This window comes from Roseovarius pelagicus (assembly GCF_025639885.1).
GTDB classification, from domain to species: Bacteria; Pseudomonadota; Alphaproteobacteria; order Rhodobacterales; family Rhodobacteraceae; genus Roseovarius; species Roseovarius pelagicus.
In genome coordinates this window covers 2,401,215-2,419,047 of the sequence record NZ_CP106738.1, presented here as the reverse complement: position 1 = coordinate 2,419,047, position 17,833 = coordinate 2,401,215, and the positions used below count along the sequence as shown (strand labels likewise).

General features: G+C 59.7%; 15 protein-coding genes, 1 tRNA gene and 1 pseudogene. 8 read left to right on the top strand and 9 right to left on the bottom strand.

All coding sequences use genetic code 11. The annotated features are described in order from the left end of the window. Positions 1 to 13 precede the first annotated feature (13 nt). The 3 genes from N7U68_RS12990 to clpB form a co-directional block, all read right to left on the bottom strand. Entirely contained in the window at positions 14 to 946 is a 933-nt protein-coding gene (locus tag N7U68_RS12990; RefSeq protein ID WP_165194886.1) for a hypothetical protein, read from the bottom strand. Then, entirely contained in the window at positions 947 to 3,013 is a 2,067-nt protein-coding gene (locus tag N7U68_RS12985) for a glycosyltransferase family 2 protein (RefSeq protein ID WP_263047069.1), read from the bottom strand. A gap of 384 nt (positions 3,014 to 3,397) precedes the next feature. Then, a complete protein-coding gene (gene clpB / locus N7U68_RS12980; protein ID WP_263047068.1) occupies positions 3,398 to 6,016 on the bottom strand; it encodes an ATP-dependent chaperone ClpB in 2,619 nt (872 codons plus the stop codon). Between the two features lie 257 nt (positions 6,017 to 6,273). Between clpB and N7U68_RS12975 the strand changes: the two genes are divergently transcribed. The 4 genes from N7U68_RS12975 to N7U68_RS12960 all read left to right on the top strand — a co-directional run bounded on the left by N7U68_RS12975 (position 6,274) and on the right by N7U68_RS12960 (position 9,247). Further along, positions 6,274 to 6,576, top strand: a complete 303-nt coding sequence (locus N7U68_RS12975) for a hypothetical protein (protein ID WP_263047067.1) — start codon at positions 6,274 to 6,276, stop codon at positions 6,574 to 6,576. A gap of 95 nt (positions 6,577 to 6,671) precedes the next feature. Continuing rightward, positions 6,672 to 6,983 carry a hypothetical protein gene (locus N7U68_RS12970; protein ID WP_263047066.1) on the top strand — a complete coding sequence of 104 codons (312 nt, stop codon included), beginning with the start codon at positions 6,672 to 6,674 and terminating at the stop codon, positions 6,981 to 6,983. A gap of 122 nt (positions 6,984 to 7,105) precedes the next feature. Next, positions 7,106 to 7,807, top strand: coding sequence for an orotidine-5'-phosphate decarboxylase (gene pyrF, locus N7U68_RS12965; protein WP_263047065.1), 702 nt, complete (start codon positions 7,106 to 7,108; stop codon positions 7,805 to 7,807). Between the two features lie 183 nt (positions 7,808 to 7,990). Then, positions 7,991 to 9,247, top strand: a complete 1,257-nt coding sequence (locus N7U68_RS12960; RefSeq protein ID WP_263047064.1) for a DNA polymerase IV — start codon at positions 7,991 to 7,993, stop codon at positions 9,245 to 9,247. 9 nt (positions 9,248 to 9,256) lie between these two features. Here N7U68_RS12960 and N7U68_RS12955 read toward each other — a convergent pair whose 3' ends face one another. Next, positions 9,257 to 10,120: an N-formylglutamate amidohydrolase gene (locus tag N7U68_RS12955; protein WP_263047063.1), complete on the bottom strand. Its 864-nt coding sequence runs from the start codon at positions 10,118 to 10,120 to the stop codon at positions 9,257 to 9,259. 164 nt (positions 10,121 to 10,284) lie between these two features. Here N7U68_RS12955 and N7U68_RS12950 point away from each other — a divergent pair. Then, positions 10,285 to 10,359, top strand: a tRNA-Val gene (locus N7U68_RS12950). Positions 10,360 to 10,440: 81 nt separating this feature from the next. Next, positions 10,441 to 10,566, top strand: a complete 126-nt coding sequence (gene ykgO / locus N7U68_RS12945) for a type B 50S ribosomal protein L36 (protein ID WP_005850168.1) — start codon at positions 10,441 to 10,443, stop codon at positions 10,564 to 10,566. Positions 10,567 to 10,665: 99 nt separating this feature from the next. On the opposite strand, the gene N7U68_RS12940 is transcribed toward ykgO, so the two are convergent. Next, positions 10,666 to 11,613 (bottom strand): arginase family protein, encoded by a 948-nt coding sequence (locus N7U68_RS12940; RefSeq protein ID WP_263047062.1) that lies wholly within the window; start codon positions 11,611 to 11,613, stop codon positions 10,666 to 10,668. A 130-nt stretch (positions 11,614 to 11,743) separates the two neighbouring features. On the opposite strand from N7U68_RS12940, the gene N7U68_RS12935 reads away from it, so the two are divergent. After that, positions 11,744 to 12,985 carry an NAD(P)/FAD-dependent oxidoreductase gene (locus N7U68_RS12935; RefSeq protein WP_165194902.1) on the top strand — a complete coding sequence of 414 codons (1,242 nt, stop codon included), beginning with the start codon at positions 11,744 to 11,746 and terminating at the stop codon, positions 12,983 to 12,985. Here the strand turns inward: N7U68_RS12935 and N7U68_RS12930 are convergent. Next, positions 12,982 to 13,518: an NADPH-dependent FMN reductase gene (locus N7U68_RS12930; protein WP_263047061.1), complete on the bottom strand. Its 537-nt coding sequence runs from the start codon at positions 13,516 to 13,518 to the stop codon at positions 12,982 to 12,984. The two genes, N7U68_RS12935 and N7U68_RS12930, sit on opposite strands and share 4 nt — an antisense overlap. Positions 13,519 to 13,694: 176 nt before the next feature. Here N7U68_RS12930 and N7U68_RS12925 point away from each other — a divergent pair, with 176 nt between their 5' ends. Next, positions 13,695 to 14,480, top strand: coding sequence for a class I SAM-dependent methyltransferase (locus tag N7U68_RS12925; RefSeq protein ID WP_263047060.1), 786 nt, complete (start codon positions 13,695 to 13,697; stop codon positions 14,478 to 14,480). A 107-nt stretch (positions 14,481 to 14,587) separates the two neighbouring features. Here the strand turns inward: N7U68_RS12925 and N7U68_RS12920 are convergent, their stop codons facing one another. The 3 genes and pseudogenes from N7U68_RS12920 to N7U68_RS12910 all read right to left on the bottom strand — a co-directional run bounded on the left by N7U68_RS12920 (position 14,588) and on the right by N7U68_RS12910 (position 17,813). Continuing rightward, on the bottom strand, positions 14,588 to 15,493 hold the full coding sequence (locus N7U68_RS12920) for a LysR family transcriptional regulator (protein WP_165194908.1): 906 nt from the start codon (positions 15,491 to 15,493) through the stop codon (positions 14,588 to 14,590). Positions 15,494 to 15,651: 158 nt separating this feature from the next. Beyond that, a pseudogene (gene xseA / locus N7U68_RS12915) lies at positions 15,652 to 17,213 on the bottom strand (exodeoxyribonuclease VII large subunit). A 39-nt stretch (positions 17,214 to 17,252) separates the two neighbouring features. Then, positions 17,253 to 17,813, bottom strand: a complete 561-nt coding sequence (locus N7U68_RS12910) for a type 1 glutamine amidotransferase domain-containing protein (protein WP_263047059.1) — start codon at positions 17,811 to 17,813, stop codon at positions 17,253 to 17,255. Positions 17,814 to 17,833 lie beyond the last annotated feature (20 nt).

Here is a 17,833-nt window from a genome sequence, read left to right as displayed (position 1 = left end):
CAGCCGACATGGATCACACCTCTAGCAATGTCACGCGTTTGCGCATCGCGATCTCTGCAATGTCCTTATCATATATGCGTCCCAAATGCTCTCGCTCGGCCTCGGTCCAAGGATCGTACCCCGGATAGTCTGGCCCACGCGGATAGGCATCCTGAATTTCCACCCGCCGCGCCAGTGCCGCATCACCGCCCTCACGTTCGATCTCCATCAGCAATTCCTGCACCGCACGATGGCTGGCAGAGGGGCGTCCGCGATTGCGCTTGGGTGTGACCAATTCCTCTACCGGCACGGCACCGCCAATCAGGTTGCCAATCACCCGATCCGACAAATCGCGAAAATCCTCGTGCCGCCAGATCGTCATCGTCGCATCCGGAAAACAACTGAGCACCAGATCAATGAACCCGGTCCAACTGGGCAGGTTCGACAATACTGCGCGTTTCATCGCCGCCTCGGGGATCACGTTGTCGCCCTTGGCCGACCTCAGAAACTCGACAAAGGTCGAGGCAAAGAAATCCGCATAGTGACGGATCGCAATATGCACCTCTGTCACCGGATAGGGAATGTTGCTGGCAAAGATCGGCAGCAACGTCTCGCGCCGATTATAGAGCAGGCCAGACCGCACACAATGCCCGCTATGACCGGGCATATTCTCATCCGAGATCACGATACGCTGGCCTTCGCCAGCGCCGATCTTTTTAAAGAAATTCTTGGCCTTTCGTGCCAGCACATCATCCGGCACCTTGGTTTTGTAGTTCAACCCCAGCTTCTCGTAACCGTTCAGCTGCGTGGGAAAGGTGTATTCCTTGCGCGTGTCACGGTGGTGCACGTAATAGACACCACGCTTTTTCAGCCGCCCGGCGTTGCGCTGCAGGATCGACTGAATATGGCTGGTGGCTGTCTTGTGCACACCACCATGCACCACAACATTGGGCAGACCCTTGGCCATTTACTTAGCAGTCTGCAACTCAGGCGCGGCGTTGATTGCCATGATCTGATCGCGGAACATGTCCCAGCCGTCGCGCTTGCGCAGCGCGTCGATCTTGCCCCGGTGCCAATCGATTGCACCCCGGTGAAGTCTCGCTAGCTCAGGGTCTTTCAACAGCTTCGCCATTTCTTTGCGCAGGCCCGGCAGGCGCGCGCGAATCGTGGTGTCTTGCTCGGAATTGTAGTTCATGTTTGACCAATAGGTGATGCCCTGATCGTCGCCGACATGGTTGGTCCGACCCCGATCACGTTTCACCAGAAAGCTGTCGACAGATCGAACGGCATAGTGATGCAGCCGCGCATACTGATGACTAAAGCCCTGAAACGCCTTCCAACCCTGCTGTAAATACAGATCCGGCATCGCGTTACCGCCCGCATCGACCCAAGCCACATCGCCGCGATCCAGATGGAATGCAGGCCGGTGAATGCGCAGCTTGATCAACCGGTCATTGTTGCGCACCAGTGTTTTCATCCCCAGCGCGCGATAGTTGGGATATTCATGTTCGCCGCAGGCGCGGTCGAATTGCTCGATCACTGGCTTGTCCTGATAATCGACCTGCCCGCTATTGCCGAAGAGCTTCCAGCAAACCGAAATCGCATCGGCGTCGCCCACCGCAGCAAAGAGATCGTCGAGCCGCCCCTTGCCCACCCGGACATTCAGAAACTCGTCACAGTCAGCACAGATCAGCCAGTCGGCCTTTTGCACCATTTCCTGCTTGCCCGCATCTTTGAGTGCCGCGCGCTGCGGACTGCCACCTTCCTTGAACGGGTTCTGCCGATGCTGTGCCAGCCCCATCGCCTCTAACCGCTTGGCGATCAGGTCAGTGCCGTCATCGCAATCGTTGGTATAGATCATGAAATCGGTGAACCCGATGGACCGGTTATAGGCCACCCATTCCAGCATGAAGGGGCCTTCGTTCTTCATCGTCGTCACAATGACCCGGCTGCCCTTGCCCTGCTTGACCGGCGCCTTACGCCCAGCATTGGCAGGCGCGACAACCTTTGCCATCGGTCCGTCTGTGGGTGGTTTGGCCGACTTGATCTTGGGTTGCGCCTTGATGTCGGCCATTGCCTCTGGGCTGGCCTTGCTTGCACCGCTCTCGGGGGCGGCTTGGCCAGCTGCTTCGGCCTCTTCCGCCAGTCGGCGCTTTTGCTTGCGCAGGCGGCGGCGGAACATCTGGTCGAAATGCGTGGCAAACTCCTCGCGACCTTTGTCGCGGAAATACCCGGACACAGACCCGCGATACCACGGCAGGTTTCGCCGCGCGCGGTAAAGCCGGTAAAACTCTGCCTCGCTCAGCTCGTCAAAGATCGCATGACGCATCACATCCTTCAATACGCCGATCTTGCGCAGGAACACCGCCGTCTTGTGCGCCGAAAACCAGCATTTGAAAATGCGGATGTTGTCACCGCTGAAACGATCCACATGTTTCTGATCCAGCTCGTGATAGGGATCGTAGAACACGTTCACCCGTCCCGCGCCCGACGTGAGTGCCGCCCCGTCAGCCAACGGCAGGGTCCAGTCCTGACGCCGCCCGTTTTCATAGCGGGTTTCCCACGGGATCAGATCAGGATCGAGTGTCGTCTGCGGATTGACCGCCACTACATGCGCGCCCGGCACCAATGATGAGAACGCCAGCGCCGCATAGCCACCCATCGATACGCCGGCGAAAACCACCCGTTTGTAGCCGTCAAAGAACCCTTGTGCGACGAGCCCTTCGAACCGCTTGATCAGGTCCACATCACGATACCAGTCGCTGACATGCGCCATGATCCCCAGATGCGACAGCCCGCTGTCCATCGCGAATTTATACGCCCAAGGTTCGCGTGTGACACTCTCGTCATTGACGTTGCTCAGATTGTCGAACGTCACCAGCAGCCGGTCGCTGGGCCGTTTGATGAACATCAGCGAATGTCTGAGGTTCTTCTCGAAAAACCCCTCGCCTTCCGCGCCGGGACGAAGATCGTCCAGCCAAAGAGGGGTTTCGGGAGCCTGTTCTGCCATGCCGGTCACTATGCTTTGCCTCATCTGGGCGCGCTTGTTGGCACTGCTCTGCCTGCCCGCCCGTTTTCTTTACAGTATAGAACGGTGCAGCGAATCCTCGCAAGATATCAATGGAATTGTGGTTATTGTTTCCAGAATGGGGACATTTTTGTGCCTTCGGCATAGCGGTTAAAGAGGCGTTTGAGGTCCTACAACCTGCGCGCGCGGTTTTCGCTACGTCCGAATATTGTGGGACCCGGTGACAAATTTCGTGCGTAGCAATTCGTCCGTCCCGTCCTGGTTTGCTGCGGGTCTTTCAACGAATAGTGCCACCGCCCGGCTCAAGTCTCGGTTGATACAAAAAGAAAAAGAGCGCGCGACCCATGTCCGCGCGCTCTGTCTTTCTCACTTAGTCGGCGTCCTGTACCGTCAGTGAACCACGGCATCGCCCGGTTTCGGGCTGTTCGTGCTGCCGATACGCTCGCCGACAATCAGGCCATCAACCCCGGCAGTCACCGGCACTGTTGCCCCGTCCATGACGTCACCGGCCAGCAGCATTTCAGCCAGCGGATCCTGCACTGCGCGCTGGATCACCCGTTTCAGCGGACGCGCGCCAAAAACCGGGTCGTAGCCTTCGTCGGCCAGCCACTTCTTGGCACTTTCGTCCAGATCCAACGTGATTTTGCGCGCCGCCAACCGTTTTGTCAGCCGAGCCAGCTGAATATCCACGATCCCGTCCATGTCATCGCGGCTGAGCCGGTCAAAGATGACCGTTTCATCCAGACGGTTCAGGAACTCGGGCCGGAAATGCGCGCGGACTGCATCCATCACGTCACGCCGCGCCTGCGCCATGTCGCCACCCTCGGGCAGCTGGCTCAGCGCCTGCGCGCCTAGATTCGATGTCAGGATGATCAGCGTCTGCTTGAAATCCACTGTCCGGCCCTGACCATCCGTCAGCACCCCATCATCCAGCACCTGCAACAGCACGTTAAACACATCCGGATGCGCCTTTTCGACCTCATCGAACAGAATCACCTGATAGGGACGCCGCCGCACGGCCTCGGTCAACACGCCACCCTCGTCATAGCCCACATAGCCCGGAGGCGCGCCGATCAGACGACTGACCGCATGTTTCTCCATGAACTCGGACATGTCGATGCGCACCATTGCGTTGTCATCGTCAAACAGGAACTCGGCCACCGCCTTGGTCAGCTCGGTCTTGCCCACGCCGGTCGGCCCGAGGAAGAGGAACGACCCCAACGGCCGGTTTTCGTCATTCAGACCCGCGCGCGCCCGGCGGACCGCACTTGCCACGGCCTTCACCGCTTGTGCCTGCCCTATGACGCGCTTGTGCAGCCCGTCTTCCATGCCCAGCAGTTTCTCGCGTTCGCCTTCCAGCATCTTGGCCACCGGAATACCGGTCCAGCGCTCAACCACCTGCGCGATCTGCTCGGGACGCACGGCCTCTTCGACCATGACACCGTCTTCCTCGGCCTTTTCAGCCTCAGCCAGCTGTTTTTCCAGCCCCGGAATGACGCCATAGCTCAACTCGCCGGCACGTCCCAGATCACCAGCACGCTTCGCGTGATCCAGATCGATCCGCGCCCGGTCCAGTTGCTCCTTCAGATCACGCGCCGACGCCAGCTTGTCACGCTCGGCTTGCCATTGCGCAGTCATCTCGGAAGAACGTTCCTGCATCTCGGCCAGATCCTTTTCCAGCGTCGCCAGTCGATCCTTGGATGCAGTGTCATCTTCTTTCTTCAACGCTTCCGCCTCAATCTGCTTTTGCAGTATTTCGCGGTCCAGCGCATCCAACTCTTCGGGCTTGCTGTCGACTTCCATGCGCAGACGACTGGCGGCCTCGTCCATCAGGTCGATGGCCTTGTCCGGCAGAAAGCGGTCCGTGATGTAACGGTGCGACAGCGTGGCCGCCGTCACCAGCGCGCTATCACTGATCCGCACCCCATGATGCAGTTCATACTTTTCTTTGATCCCGCGCAGGATGCTGATGGTGTCCTCGACCGTCGGCTCCTCGATCACCAGTGGCTGGAATCGGCGCGCCAAGGCGGCGTCCTTTTCCACATGCTTTCGGTACTCGTCCAACGTCGTGGCGCCAATACAGTGCAATTCGCCCCGCGCCAGCGCAGGCTTGATCAGGTTGGCCGCATCCATCGCGCCGTCGCCCTTGCCAGCGCCGACAAGCGTGTGCATTTCGTCGATAAACAGGATGATCTCGCCCGCCGCCGCCGTGACTTCGTTCAGCACGGCCTTCAGCCGCTCCTCGAACTCACCACGATACTTCGCGCCAGCAATCAACGCCCCCATATCGAGGCTCAACAGCTTCTTGTTGGTCAGGCTTTCGGGCACATCACCATTCACAATCCGCAGCGCCAGCCCTTCGGCAATCGCGGTCTTACCCACGCCCGGCTCACCGATCAGCACAGGGTTGTTCTTGGTCCGGCGGCTGAGAATCTGCATCGAGCGGCGAATTTCGTCATCGCGCCCAATAATGGGGTCAATCTTGCCCTCGGCAGCGGCCGCAGTCAGGTCGCGCGCGTATTTCTCCAGCGCCTCGTAGGTATCCTCGGCACTGGCTGTATCGGCCGTGCGCCCTTTGCGGATATCATTGATCGCCTCATTCAGGGACTGCGCACTGATGCCACCGGCCTCCAGCGCCGCCTTGGCAGGCGATTTTACCATCGCCAACGCGGTCAGCATCCGTTCCACGGGGACAAAACTATCCTTGGCTTTCTTCGCCAGCTTCTCGGCTTCATCCAGAACTTTGCCGGTTTGCTGATCCATATAGGTCTGCCCGGCATCGCCGCGGACTTGCGGGATTTTTCCCATGGCCAAATCCAGCGCCTGCACAACCCGCTCCGGCGCACCGCCAGCCCGTTTGATCAGGTTGCTCGCCAACCCTTCGCCATCGTCCATCAATGCCTTGAGCAAGTGTTCGGGCGCCAGTTTCTGGTGGCTTTCCCGCATCGCGATCGTCTGCGCGGCCTGAATGAATCCGCGTGACCGCTCGGTGAACTTCGACAAGTCCATCGCTATTCTCCTTTATATAAGCGTTGCTCCACTCGCGCACCCAGTATTAGGCATGCACTGTCGGAACCCTTGACCAGAAAATGGGCAGCGCCCTGCTCCGGTTCAAGACAAACGGGCCAAATTCCGCCTATGACAAAAAACTTTTTAAGTTCCCCGATGAAACTTTCTTGGCCATCTCCATGTTATCCACAGGAGAAGCCCAGTTATCCACAGGCCTCGGATGGGCCAGATAACTCATATTCTGAAGGAGCGTTGCTATGCAGATCGAGAAAATTCAATTCGACGACATCCGTTACAACCCCGAAATCGGAGCTTTCGAAACGCTGGTCCGCGTCCATGATGGCGGGCAGGGGTATTCATATCCAGTGCGCGTAGCCGCCCCGCTGCACGCCGAATATGGCCTCATTGCCCGCGGATTGTCCGAAGCCGCGCGTCGCGCGCACCGTCGTGGTAATCCAATGCTGCGCCTCGCGCATGCTGCGCCGACGCCACAGACCGATACCACGGTACAAGCAAGCAATTCGCTCCTTGACCGGCTGTTTGGCGCACGCGCTGCCTGAAACCCGCATGACGGGGGAAGTATTCCCGTCACTTCACCATGAATTCATCGGTTTGAAAGGATTATCTGGAACAACCGTAATTCATGGTGAACCCAATGCTGATCAAGAGAATCCAGTTTGACAATCTGCAGTTCCTGCCCGCGCGGGGGCTGCATCAGGCGATCGTCATCCTGACCACTGATATATGCACGATGTCCCTACTCGGCACAGCCGAGAAACCAGAACAGGCAAATCGTGACAGCTTATCCCGCGCACTCATATCCGACTCTTTGCGCCAGATCCGTCAAATGCCGGAATTTCGAGGCGGAAAACGACAGATCGAGATGTGCAAGCATATGACACAGGAATTTCGCAACCCCATTCCCACTCCAACGCATCAACCCGAGGTGCGGACATTGCGGGCCTGACAGGTATTCCCCAACGTGGCACGCCCCCGCCGCCACATTACCCGGCACTCACGGTTCAAATCACTTGACGAGGCACCGCCAACTCGCAAAAAGAGCGCAACCCTGACAAAGCGGAGCGCGATATGCCCACAGCCGATAACCGTCTGATCGTGGCGCTTGACGTGCCGAACGCACTCGCAGGGCTGGAGATGGCCCAGCGCATCGGGCCGCAGGTCGGTTTCTACAAAATCGGCCTCGGTATGCTGACCGGCGGCGGTCTGGCGCTGGCCCAAGAGCTGAAACAAGAACATGGCAAGCGCATTTTCCTGGATCTAAAGCTGTTCGACATTGGCGCCACGATCGAAAGCGCCGTGCGCGGGCTTGCCCAGTTCGACCTTGATTTCCTCACTGTCCACGGCGATCCACACGTCGTCCGCGCCGCCCGCGAAGGCGCGGCAGGTTCGGGTTTGAAAATCCTCGCCGTCACGATCCTGACGTCCCTCGACCGCGCCGATCTGGACGACGGCATGATCCAACCGGGCGATCCGGCCGAAATCACCACCAACCGAGCCACCCGCGCACTCGACGCCGGTGCCGATGGCGTCATCGCCTCACCGCGCGAAGCCGCACAAATTCGCGCCCTGCCTGAGGCCGCGGGTAAGCTGATTGTGACGCCGGGTGTACGCCCCTCCGGTGCCGCACTTGGCGATCAAAAGCGCGTTGCAACCCCGGCCCAAGCCATCGCCAATGGCGCGGATCACATCGTGGTTGGCCGCCCCGTCTGGGCCGCCGATGATCCTGCCACAGCCGCTGCCGCAATCCTCGCAGAACTGGCCCAAGCCTAGGTCACACCCAAGCGTATCCTCGGCTTCTCCGAGAACATTCCGCGCCGGAAAAAACCATGCGACATGTTGCATCGTCTGGCCGCAGGTATCCTGAGGTAAGGTCGAAAGATCGAGGGGCAAAGCCTCTTAATACCAACCCCAGTTTCATCTAAGGTGAAAACACATTTATCCCGGTCCCACGCCATGCCCGCCTTTTGTCGCGATTGCCTGACCGAAACAGACCCGGCGCAGCAACGCTGTACAGCCTGCGGGCGTCCGCGCGTTCTGTCCCATCCCGAGCTGTTTGACCTGAGCATCGCCCATATGGATTGCGACGCCTTCTACGCGAGTGTCGAAAAGCGCGACGACCCCAGCCTGCAGGGAAAGCCAGTGATTATCGGTGGTGGACGGCGCGGCGTGGTTTCAACCGCCTGCTATGTCGCGCGCATTCGCGGCGTGCGGTCCGCCATGCCAATGTTTCAGGCGCTAAAGCTTTGCCCTGATGCGGTGATCGTGAAGCCTCGAATGAACGTATATGTCGAAGTTTCCAAGCAGATCCGCACCATAATGCAAGAACTAACGCCAGACATCGAACCGCTCTCGCTCGACGAGGCATTTCTTGATCTCGGAGGCACCCAGCGGCTGCATGGTGCCCCGCCCGCGATCATGCTGGCCCGCCTGATTAAGCGAATGTCCACGGAACTGGGCGTTACCGGCTCAATCGGACTGAGCCACAACAAGTTCCTCGCCAAGGTCGCCTCCGACCTCGATAAGCCGCGCGGTTTTTCGGTGATCGGACAAACCGAAACCGCTGATTTTCTGCACAACAAATCAGTTCGCCTGATCTGGGGTGTCGGTCAGGCGGCACAGACATCCCTTGAAAGAGCGGGGATTCGCACATTTTCAGACCTGCTCAGGTGGGAGCGCACTGACCTCGCCACGCGGTTCGGCGCCATGGGCGAACGGTTATGGCATCTGGCGCGCGGGCAGGACCATCGCCGCGTCAATGCGCGGGCACCGATAAAGTCCATCTCCAAAGAGACCACCTTTTTCGAAGATACCGGTGACCTCGACATTCTCGACGGGCATCTCTGGCGGCTCTCTGAACAGGTCTCGGACCGGGCCAAGGCGCGCGCGCTTGCTGGCCGGATCGTCACACTGAAGCTGAAGCGCGCGGATCACGCGATCCTGACCCGCCGTCTGGCGCTGCGCGATTCCACGCAACTGGCCGATGTGATCTACCGCACCGCCCGCGCCCTGATGGACCCGATGGCCGACAGGGCCCCATTCCGCCTAATCGGTATCGGACTGTCCGACCTGCTGAACGAAGATGGTGCCGACCTGTCGGGCGATTTGCTCGACCCTGACGCCCGCCGTCGCAGCAGTGCGGAGCGGGCCACCGATGAAATTAGGCGCAAGTTCGGCAAGGAAGCGATTCGCAAGGGCCGGGCGCTGCGCTGACTGCGGCGATTACTCTGCCGCCAACGCCCTGTCTGCCGGACGCCCAATATCGGCGATCTGTGCGATCACACCGTTCAGCACCATTCGGAACGCATCGAAATTCGCATTCGGCTCGATGCGTTGCTCATCCATATAGAGCGCGCGATCAATCTCGACCTGCACCGCGTGTCGTCCGCGCGAGGGGCGGCCATAATGCTGCGTCACATAGGCACCGGCAAAGGGCGTATTGCGCGCCACGCACAGACCAGCCGCACGGAACGCCTGCTCGATTTCCTCGACGATCCCCGCATTGGCCGAAGCGCCGAAGCGGTCACCCAGAACCACCTCGGGTCGTCGCAGGCCCTTCCGCGCGACCTGATCCATCGCCTCATGCGGCATTGAATGACAATCAATCAGAATCGCCTGACCAAACATCGCATGCGCCTGATCCATCTGACTGCGCAATGCCGCATGATAGGGGTGCCAATAGGATTCGATCCGGGTATCGACCTCTGCGCGGCTCAGTTTACCTTCATAAATCGCCTGCCCATTGGCCACCACGCGCGGCACCACGCCCAGACCCGAGGAGACGCGTGGATTATGTCCGACCTTACGCACCCCCTCGATCAGCGCGGGGTCAAGCTCGTCTGCTGCCCGGTTGAGATCAATCAGCGCCCGCGGCGCGCCCGCCTGCAAGAACGGCGCACCTTCGCGCGGGGCCGCAGCAAAGAGCAGATCAACAAACGCATCTTCCGAACTGCGCACCGCTTGCGCATCCAGAATCGACCGTTGCAAGAACCACGCAGGATAATCCCGCCCACTATGCGGCGAAGCGAACACGACGCTTGTGTTCCGCCTGTCAGGATGGATCAGGTGATAGGCGACCTTTGACATACGCGCTCGAAACAATCTCTTTGACTTCTGGTCACATGATAGACCGAATTTTTCGCGAACCAAAAGCCCTTGATCCCTGTTCACGCTTCTTTTATAGACCAGCGGACCGGCGCGGATTTCCGCGCCCCTATTTGTTGGGGCACGGAATAAGGGTCGGCATTCATGGGCGCTTAGCTCAGCGGTAGAGCACTTCGTTGACATCGAAGGGGTCACAAGTTCGAACCTTGTAGTGCCCACCATGAATTCACTGTTCCGGCTGTGCCGGGACGCCCGCAACCCGCAAGGCGCTGGCCCGCGCCGCGACAACAAAGGAGACGACGATGAAAGTACGCAACTCGCTTCGCTCGCTCAAGAACCGGCACCGTGATTGCCGCGTCGTGCGCCGCAAAGGCCGCGTCTACGTGATCAACAAGACCCAGCGCCGCTTCAAAGCCCGTCAGGGCTGAGCCGCGCCAGCCGCACCCCGCGTGTGGCAGGACATTTAGAACCCCGTCTCAGATCCGAGGCGGGGTTTTTTTATTGGTGATCGCCACCGCGCCGCGCGCCTACTGCCGCGCTGCCAGCCCCATGACCGTAGTAACCAGCCGCGAAACGGCGACCGCACCGATCCCGTCCACATCCATTTCGGGCACAAACTCGGCAAAGTCGACGGCTGCGATCGTGCCGCGCTCTGCCGCGCCGCGCAACAGACCCAACCCTTGGCCATAGCTCAGCCCGCCCGGGCTGCGCGCAAGGCACCCCGGCACCACGGATGGGTCCAACCCATCCACGTCAAAGCAGATAACGATTCGGGCGCCTGTCTCTATCCGCGCCAGAATCGGAGCAATGCCATGCGCATGCACTTCTTCGGCGGGCACGATTTCGGCCCCCCAATCCAGCGCGTCTTGGACATCGTCGGAATGTGCCGACCCGGTGCCACGCGCGCCGACCTGAATGATTTGCCTGATATGTGCCATCTCTGACGCGCGGCGCATGTTGGAGGACAGGCCGAACCGTTCGCCCATATGCACATCGCGCCAGTCGATATGCGCATCGATCTGCAACAAAGTGTAGCTATCGCCAGTGTCAGACAGCGCATCCAGCATCGGAATCGGCACCGAATCGTCACCGCCCACGACTATCGGCACGACGCCCGCCGCCATAATCTCCGCCACAGCCGCGCGGATCACCGCCCGATTTGCGGCAAAATCCTCTGTATTGAACGGCAGATCACCGCAGTCGACTGCAGCTTTGCACCCGGCCGGGAATAGCGGCCCGCCGAGGTCAAAATTGTACCGGTCGATCAGGCTCGCCTCTGGTGCCATCGCCACGCGCAGGGCTTGCGGTGCATTGCGCGCGAATGCTCCCATCTGGCCATAAGGCGTTGCCCCCGGCACCCCCAGATAGGCCGACGACGCGTCGCTGACATTCAGATCAGAACGCGCCGACAATCCCAGAAAGGTCGAGCTGTCCACCTCTCCCAGTATCGTGGCAAGGTCTGGCTTATCAGTCATGCATGCTTCTCCCTGACATGCCGGATCCTAGGGTGTTTCATCCTTTCCTTCAACGCGGTCGACCCACTTGCCGTATACCGCAACCTCTGCCTAGGGTGCGCGCAACCCCATGGTCAAAGGAACCCGCCCCATGACACCCCGAAACATCATCGTCATCGGAGCAGGTATCTGCGGGTTATCCTCTGCCATCTGGCTGCGTCGCGCAGGCCATACCGTAACGCTGATCGACCGTGACTATCCCGGTGCTGGTGCGTCCTATGGCAATGCCGGGCTGCTGGCGGAATGGGCCATCGTGCCGATGAATACCCCCGGCATCACCCGAGACGGGGCGAAATACCTGATGTCCCGCGACGGTCCGCTATTCCTGCAATGGTCCTACCTGCCGCGCCTCATCCCTTGGCTCGCCAAATTCGTCGCGAACTCGACCGATGCACGCACCCGCGCGACCTCTGCAAGTCTGGTGCATTTGCTGCATGACAGCGTCGATCAGCACCGTGCGCTGACCAAGGGCACACGGGCGGAGAAATGGATCAGTTCCAGTGATTTCGGCTACGTCTACCGTGACCGCGCCGCATTTGACGCAGACGCCTATGGCTGGGCGCTGAAACGCGAAGCAGGCTACGTGCCCGACTTGATCGAAGGCGGCGCAGTACAAGAGGCAGAGCCGATGCTCGCCCCGTCACAGCGGTGTCTGGCGATGCTGCGTGGACATGGGCATATTCTTAATCCCGGCGCCTATATGGCCGATCTTGCACAGGTGTTTCAGGACGAGGGCGGAACCTACCTTCAGGCCGAAATGCGTGACGTCACTCTCAGCGATGGCCATGTTACCGAGATCATCACTGACCACGGTACTCTGGCCTGCGATGCCGCTGTTCTGTCGGCGGGCATCTGGTCAAAACCCCTGATGGCCAAACTGGGGGTCAAAACCCCGCTGGAGGCCGAGCGCGGCTATCACCTGCACTTTACCGGCCCCAATGCCAAGGTCCACACACCTCTGATGATCCAATCCGGCAAATTCGCGGTAAATCCAATGGAGCATGGTCTGCGCTGCGCCGGTATGGTCGAATTGGGCGGCATCACCGCGCCACCCTCACGCGCGCCCTTTGACCTGCTCCGCCGCAATGTGACCAAGATGTTTCCCGGTCTGACCTACGATAGTGTCGAAGAGTGGATGGGCTTTCGTCCCTCCACCCCCGACAGCCTGCCTTTGATCGGCGAAATCGGTGGCAGCGGCGTCTTTGCCGCCTTTGGCCACCAGCATGTCGGCCTGACCGGAGGACCAAAAACCGGACGTTGGGTGGCCGACCTGATCAATGGGCGACGCATGAACGCTGATCTGTCCGCGTTCGACACTAACCGTTTTGGCTAACCGATCATCCCGCGCAGCCGCGCCATCCGGTCGGCGACCTGACCCTTGAGGAAATCATTCGTCAACGCACCATTCTCGTCAAATTCGTTCTGTGCGGCGGCTATCAGTATCAACGGCCCATGCACGACATTGACCTGCAATTGCGTCAGAATGCTTAGCGTCATAAAATGCGCCGTCTCTCCGCCCGAGCGTCCACCGGCGGCGGACATCACTACAGCGGGCTTATCCTGTGTCGGCCACGGCTTGACCCGGCTCAGCCAATCAAGCGCGTTTTTCAACACGCCGGAAATTCCCTTGTTGTATTCCGGTGCTCCGATGACAAGCGCATCCGCGCCACGAACCTGCTTGATCAGTGTCGTGACCTTTTCGGGGATACCCCTATCTTCGACATCCCCATCATAAAGCGGCAGGTCGAGATCAGCCTCGATGACGTTCGCGTCGCCATAGGCCGCAGCAGCCTCTCGCAGCAGCATCTTGTTATAGGACGCCTCGCGGAGCGAGCCGGACATCAGCAGAAGGGTCGGTTTGGTCATTGAGATACCTCTGAGATCAATTGTTTCTGTTGCTGTGTAATCTGGCATGATCCGCGCCGCTGACAAGTCGAAGCAGCGCACAGAACCTGTGCACGCGACAGCATCTATCGTCCCGGCATTCTGCGCTGCCGATGAAAATGTGCTAAGATCACCCATGCATCAGCGGGAGAAGCACCATGCACGACAAATGGACAAATGGCGACGCCTACGAGATGTATGTCGGCAGATGGAGCCGCCTGACGGGTCAAAAATTCCTCGCTTGGCTGGATGTGCCAAACCAGAAACGCTGGCTTGATCTCGGGTGCGGGACAGGCGCACTGACCTCTCGTATATTGGACGCGTGCGACCCTGTATCCATCATCGGCGTCGAACCGTCCGAGGGCTTTCTGACCTTGGCACGCAATTCGGTCACTGATCCGCGTGCAGAGTTTCGACAGGGTGCTGGCGATAGCGTCCCTGCCGCGGACGCCGCAGTGGATTGTGCTGTTTCCGGGTTGGTGCTGAACTTCATCCCGGATGTGCAAAAGGCCATGAACGAACTGACGCGTGTTACCACCCCGAACGGAACGGTCGCCGCCTATGTCTGGGATTATGCCGGCCATGTTCAGTTCATGCGCTATTTCTGGGATGCCGCCATCGCGCTCGACCCCTCAGCCCGCGATAAGGACGAAGGCGTTCGGTTTCCGATTTGCAAACCCGATGCGCTGGCTGATCTGTTCCGCGCCTCTGGGCTACGCGATGTTTCCACGGCACCAATTGACGTTCCGACACCGTTCGAGAATTTCGATGACTATTGGACCCCATTTCTTTCTGGGATTGCCCCCGCACCCGGCTATTGCGCATCGCTAGACGATGAGGCGCGCAAACGGTTGAAGATCCGCCTCGAAGAAGCGCTGCCAACTGACCCGGACGGTCGCATTCTGCTGGCCGCACGTGCGTGGGCTGTCCGCGGCACGCGCTAAGGTCTGACACCCGGACATACGCACAAAAGAAAACCCCGGCTGCAGGCAATGCTAACCGGGGTTCAGGTGGCCCTGCTATGGGCGGGGAGGAAAGTCGTTGTGTCGTATCACCAGTCTGTCGGACCCTTGTCCGCAAAGGCATGAACCAGAAAATCAATGAACGCGCGCACCTTGGGTTGGGTAAACCGTCCCGGCGGGTAAACCGCATAGATGCCTTGGGTCTCGACTGGCAGATCAGGGATCACGTCCTCGATCAGGCCCTTTTCCATCGCGTCGGCGTATAGGAAACTGGGCAGATAGGCGATGCCGAGGCCCGAGATGGCCGCATTCAGCAGCGATTGACCGTCATTGACCGATAGCCCACCCGCTGTGCGCACTTGGCGTTTCTCGCCAGAGGGCGCAGTCAGCTTCCACACCGATCCACCCGATTGGCTGGAATAATGCAGCAGTTTATGCTCATTCAGGTCATCAATCTTCTGGGGACGTCCATATTTCTGGATATACCCCGGTGATGCGATCATCCGCTTCGTCGTTTCGGTCAGTTTGCGTGCCCGCAGTGTGCTGTCTTCCAGCTCGCCAATGCGGATCGCCATGTCGAACCCTTCGGAAATCAGTTCTACATAGCGGTTGTTCAGCACCATGTTGACCGTGATATCCGGAAACTCATCTAGGAAACTGCCCAGAACCGGGCTGAGGTGATTAACCCCGAAATCCGTCGCCACAGAGATGCGCAATAGCCCCGAAGGATCGCTCTGCATCGAGCTGACCAGCGCATCCGCCTCGCCAGCATCATTCAGAACACGCAACGCCCGGTCGTAATAGGCCAGACCGATCTCGGTCGGGCTGACGCGCCGTGTCGTCCTGTTCAGCAGGCGGGCCCCCAAGCGCGCCTCCAGCGAAGACACATGCTTGGACACGGCGGATTTGGAAATCCCCATCTTGCGCGCAGCATCGGTAAACCCCCCTTGATCCACCACAGTGGCGAAGGCTTCCATTTCAGTCAGGCGATCCATTAACACATACCTCTGCTCGTTCTCGTTGACAGCAGATATGGCCGCAGAATTAGGCGCAACTTAGGCGACCTATAGACAATATCGAGGTTTCATCACGGATCGTTCAGATGTTGGAAACACAGAAACAGAGGTTTCCTTAGCGGGCTTTTGTGTCCGTCTCAGAACAGGCTGCCCTGCTCCGGCTTTGGCTTCTTCGGTGTGGTCTTCTTTGCCGTCTTCGGACCGGTTTCCCCGGCACTGACATGCAGTCGCCCATCCGCGAACTCGATCTCCAGCGCCTTGGCGTCACCTGCCGCCTTGCACGTTGTGACCAAGGCACCATCGCCCCGCACCACCGCATACCCGCGTTCCAGCGTCGCCTTGTATCCCAGAGTCTCTCTCAGGCGGTCCAGACCTGTCAGCGTATCGCGCCAGCCTCTGATTTGTCGCACGCCGACATCACGCAGCCTGATCGACATCCGGGCCAACACTTCCTTATGTCGGATGACTTCGGCGCCCGGCTGCACTCTCTCCAGCCGCGCCGCCACGACTTCCAGACGCCGCCTGTCGTCCTGGGCCGCCCGGCCCAGCGCCGGACCCAGCCGCGCACTCAGCCCATCCAACCGACGCATATCGGCTTGAATCGCACGGCGCAACACAGCCGGGCGCAGGCTTCCTGCGGCCTCGTACAGCTTTACCCGTCGCACCTGCACACCACGCATCAATGCCGCAGGCAGGCGCTCGCCCCAGATATCCAGCCGCTGTCGCGGGCCATCCAGCAGGCTGTCAGCACGCGGCAGCGCCCGCGACAAATCACGCAGGCGTTGCCCACGCTGCCCCACCCCCCCGTCAACGCACGGGTAAGCCGGGCATCCATCCCATCAAGCCACGCCATCAATTCCAGCCGCACAGGCACGGCCAGTTCCGCCGCCGCCGTCGGTGTCGGCGCGCGCTGATCAGACGCATAGTCGATCAATGTCGTGTCGGTTTCGTGCCCCACCGCCGAAATCAATGGAATCTCGGACGCCGCTGCGGCCCGCACCACGATCTCTTCGTTGAAGCCCCACAGATCCTCGATCGACCCACCGCCACGCGCGACGATGATCAAATCGGGCCGGGGCAATGCTCCGCCGGGCGTCAATGCATTGAAACCTGTAATCGCGTTCGCCACCTCCGGCGCACAGTTTGCCCCCTGAACCGCGACGGGCCAGATCAGAACCTTGCGCGGGAACCGGTCGCGCAACCGGTGCAGAATATCACGGATAACCGCACCCGACGGCGATGTAACAACGCCAATGATCTCTGGCAGGTAGGGCAATCGCTGCTTGCGCTCTGGCGCGAACAGCCCTTCAGCCCCCAACGCCGCCTTGCGCTTTTCCAGCATCGCCATCAGCGCACCAGCACCCGCAACGGCGACTTCCTCGACATTCATGTTGTACTTGGATTGCTGACCAAAGGCCGTCAGCCGACCCGTCACGACGACCTCCATGCCTTCCTCGGGGACCACCGACAACTTGGCCACCTGGCCTTTCCATGTGGTGCAGGCCAGAACGTTCCGGTCATCCTTGACGTCATAATAGAGGTGGCCCGAACGCGCCTTGAACACCCGGCCCACTTCGCCACGCACACGCACACGCCCAAAGGTCCCTTCGAGCGTGCGCTTCACTTCGCCGGAAATCTCCGAGACGGAATATTCCGGTATATTTTGGCCCGGTGCCGGGTCATCAATGAGGTCAGACATGCCCCATCAATGCCCGATCCCGAACCGATTGCAAAGAGGTCAGGCCGCGCGTTGGCGGTGTTTGCCTTCCGCGATCTCCTCGATCAACTTGGCGCTGAACGCCTCCAGATCACCCGGGTTGCGGCTGCTCACCAGCCCCTGATCCACAACAACGGCCTCGTCATGCCATTTTCCGCCTGCATTTTCGACGTCCTTGCGGATCGAATGGTACGAGGTGACATCCTGTCCTTTGACGATCTCTGCCTCAATCAGCAGCCACGGTGCGTGACAAATTGCGCCAATCGGTTTTTTCGCATCCCAGAACGACCGGACAAAGCGCACAGCGTCCTTGTTCACACGCAGTAGGTCGGGGTTGATCTGCCCACCGGGCAGCACAAGCGCGTCGTAGTCGGCAGGATCCACTGCATCCAGCTTGTGGTCGACCTTGACCATGTCGCCCCAATCATCACCACTCCAGCCGCGTATCTCGGCACCGTCGGGTGCGATCACATGCACCTCGGCACCTGCGTTGCGCAGCGCGTCGCGTGGGTGCTCAAGCTCAGATTGCTCAAAGCCGTTTGTGGCAAGGATTGCGACCTTACTATTGGAAATATCAGTCATGGTATGCTCCTTTCGGGCTC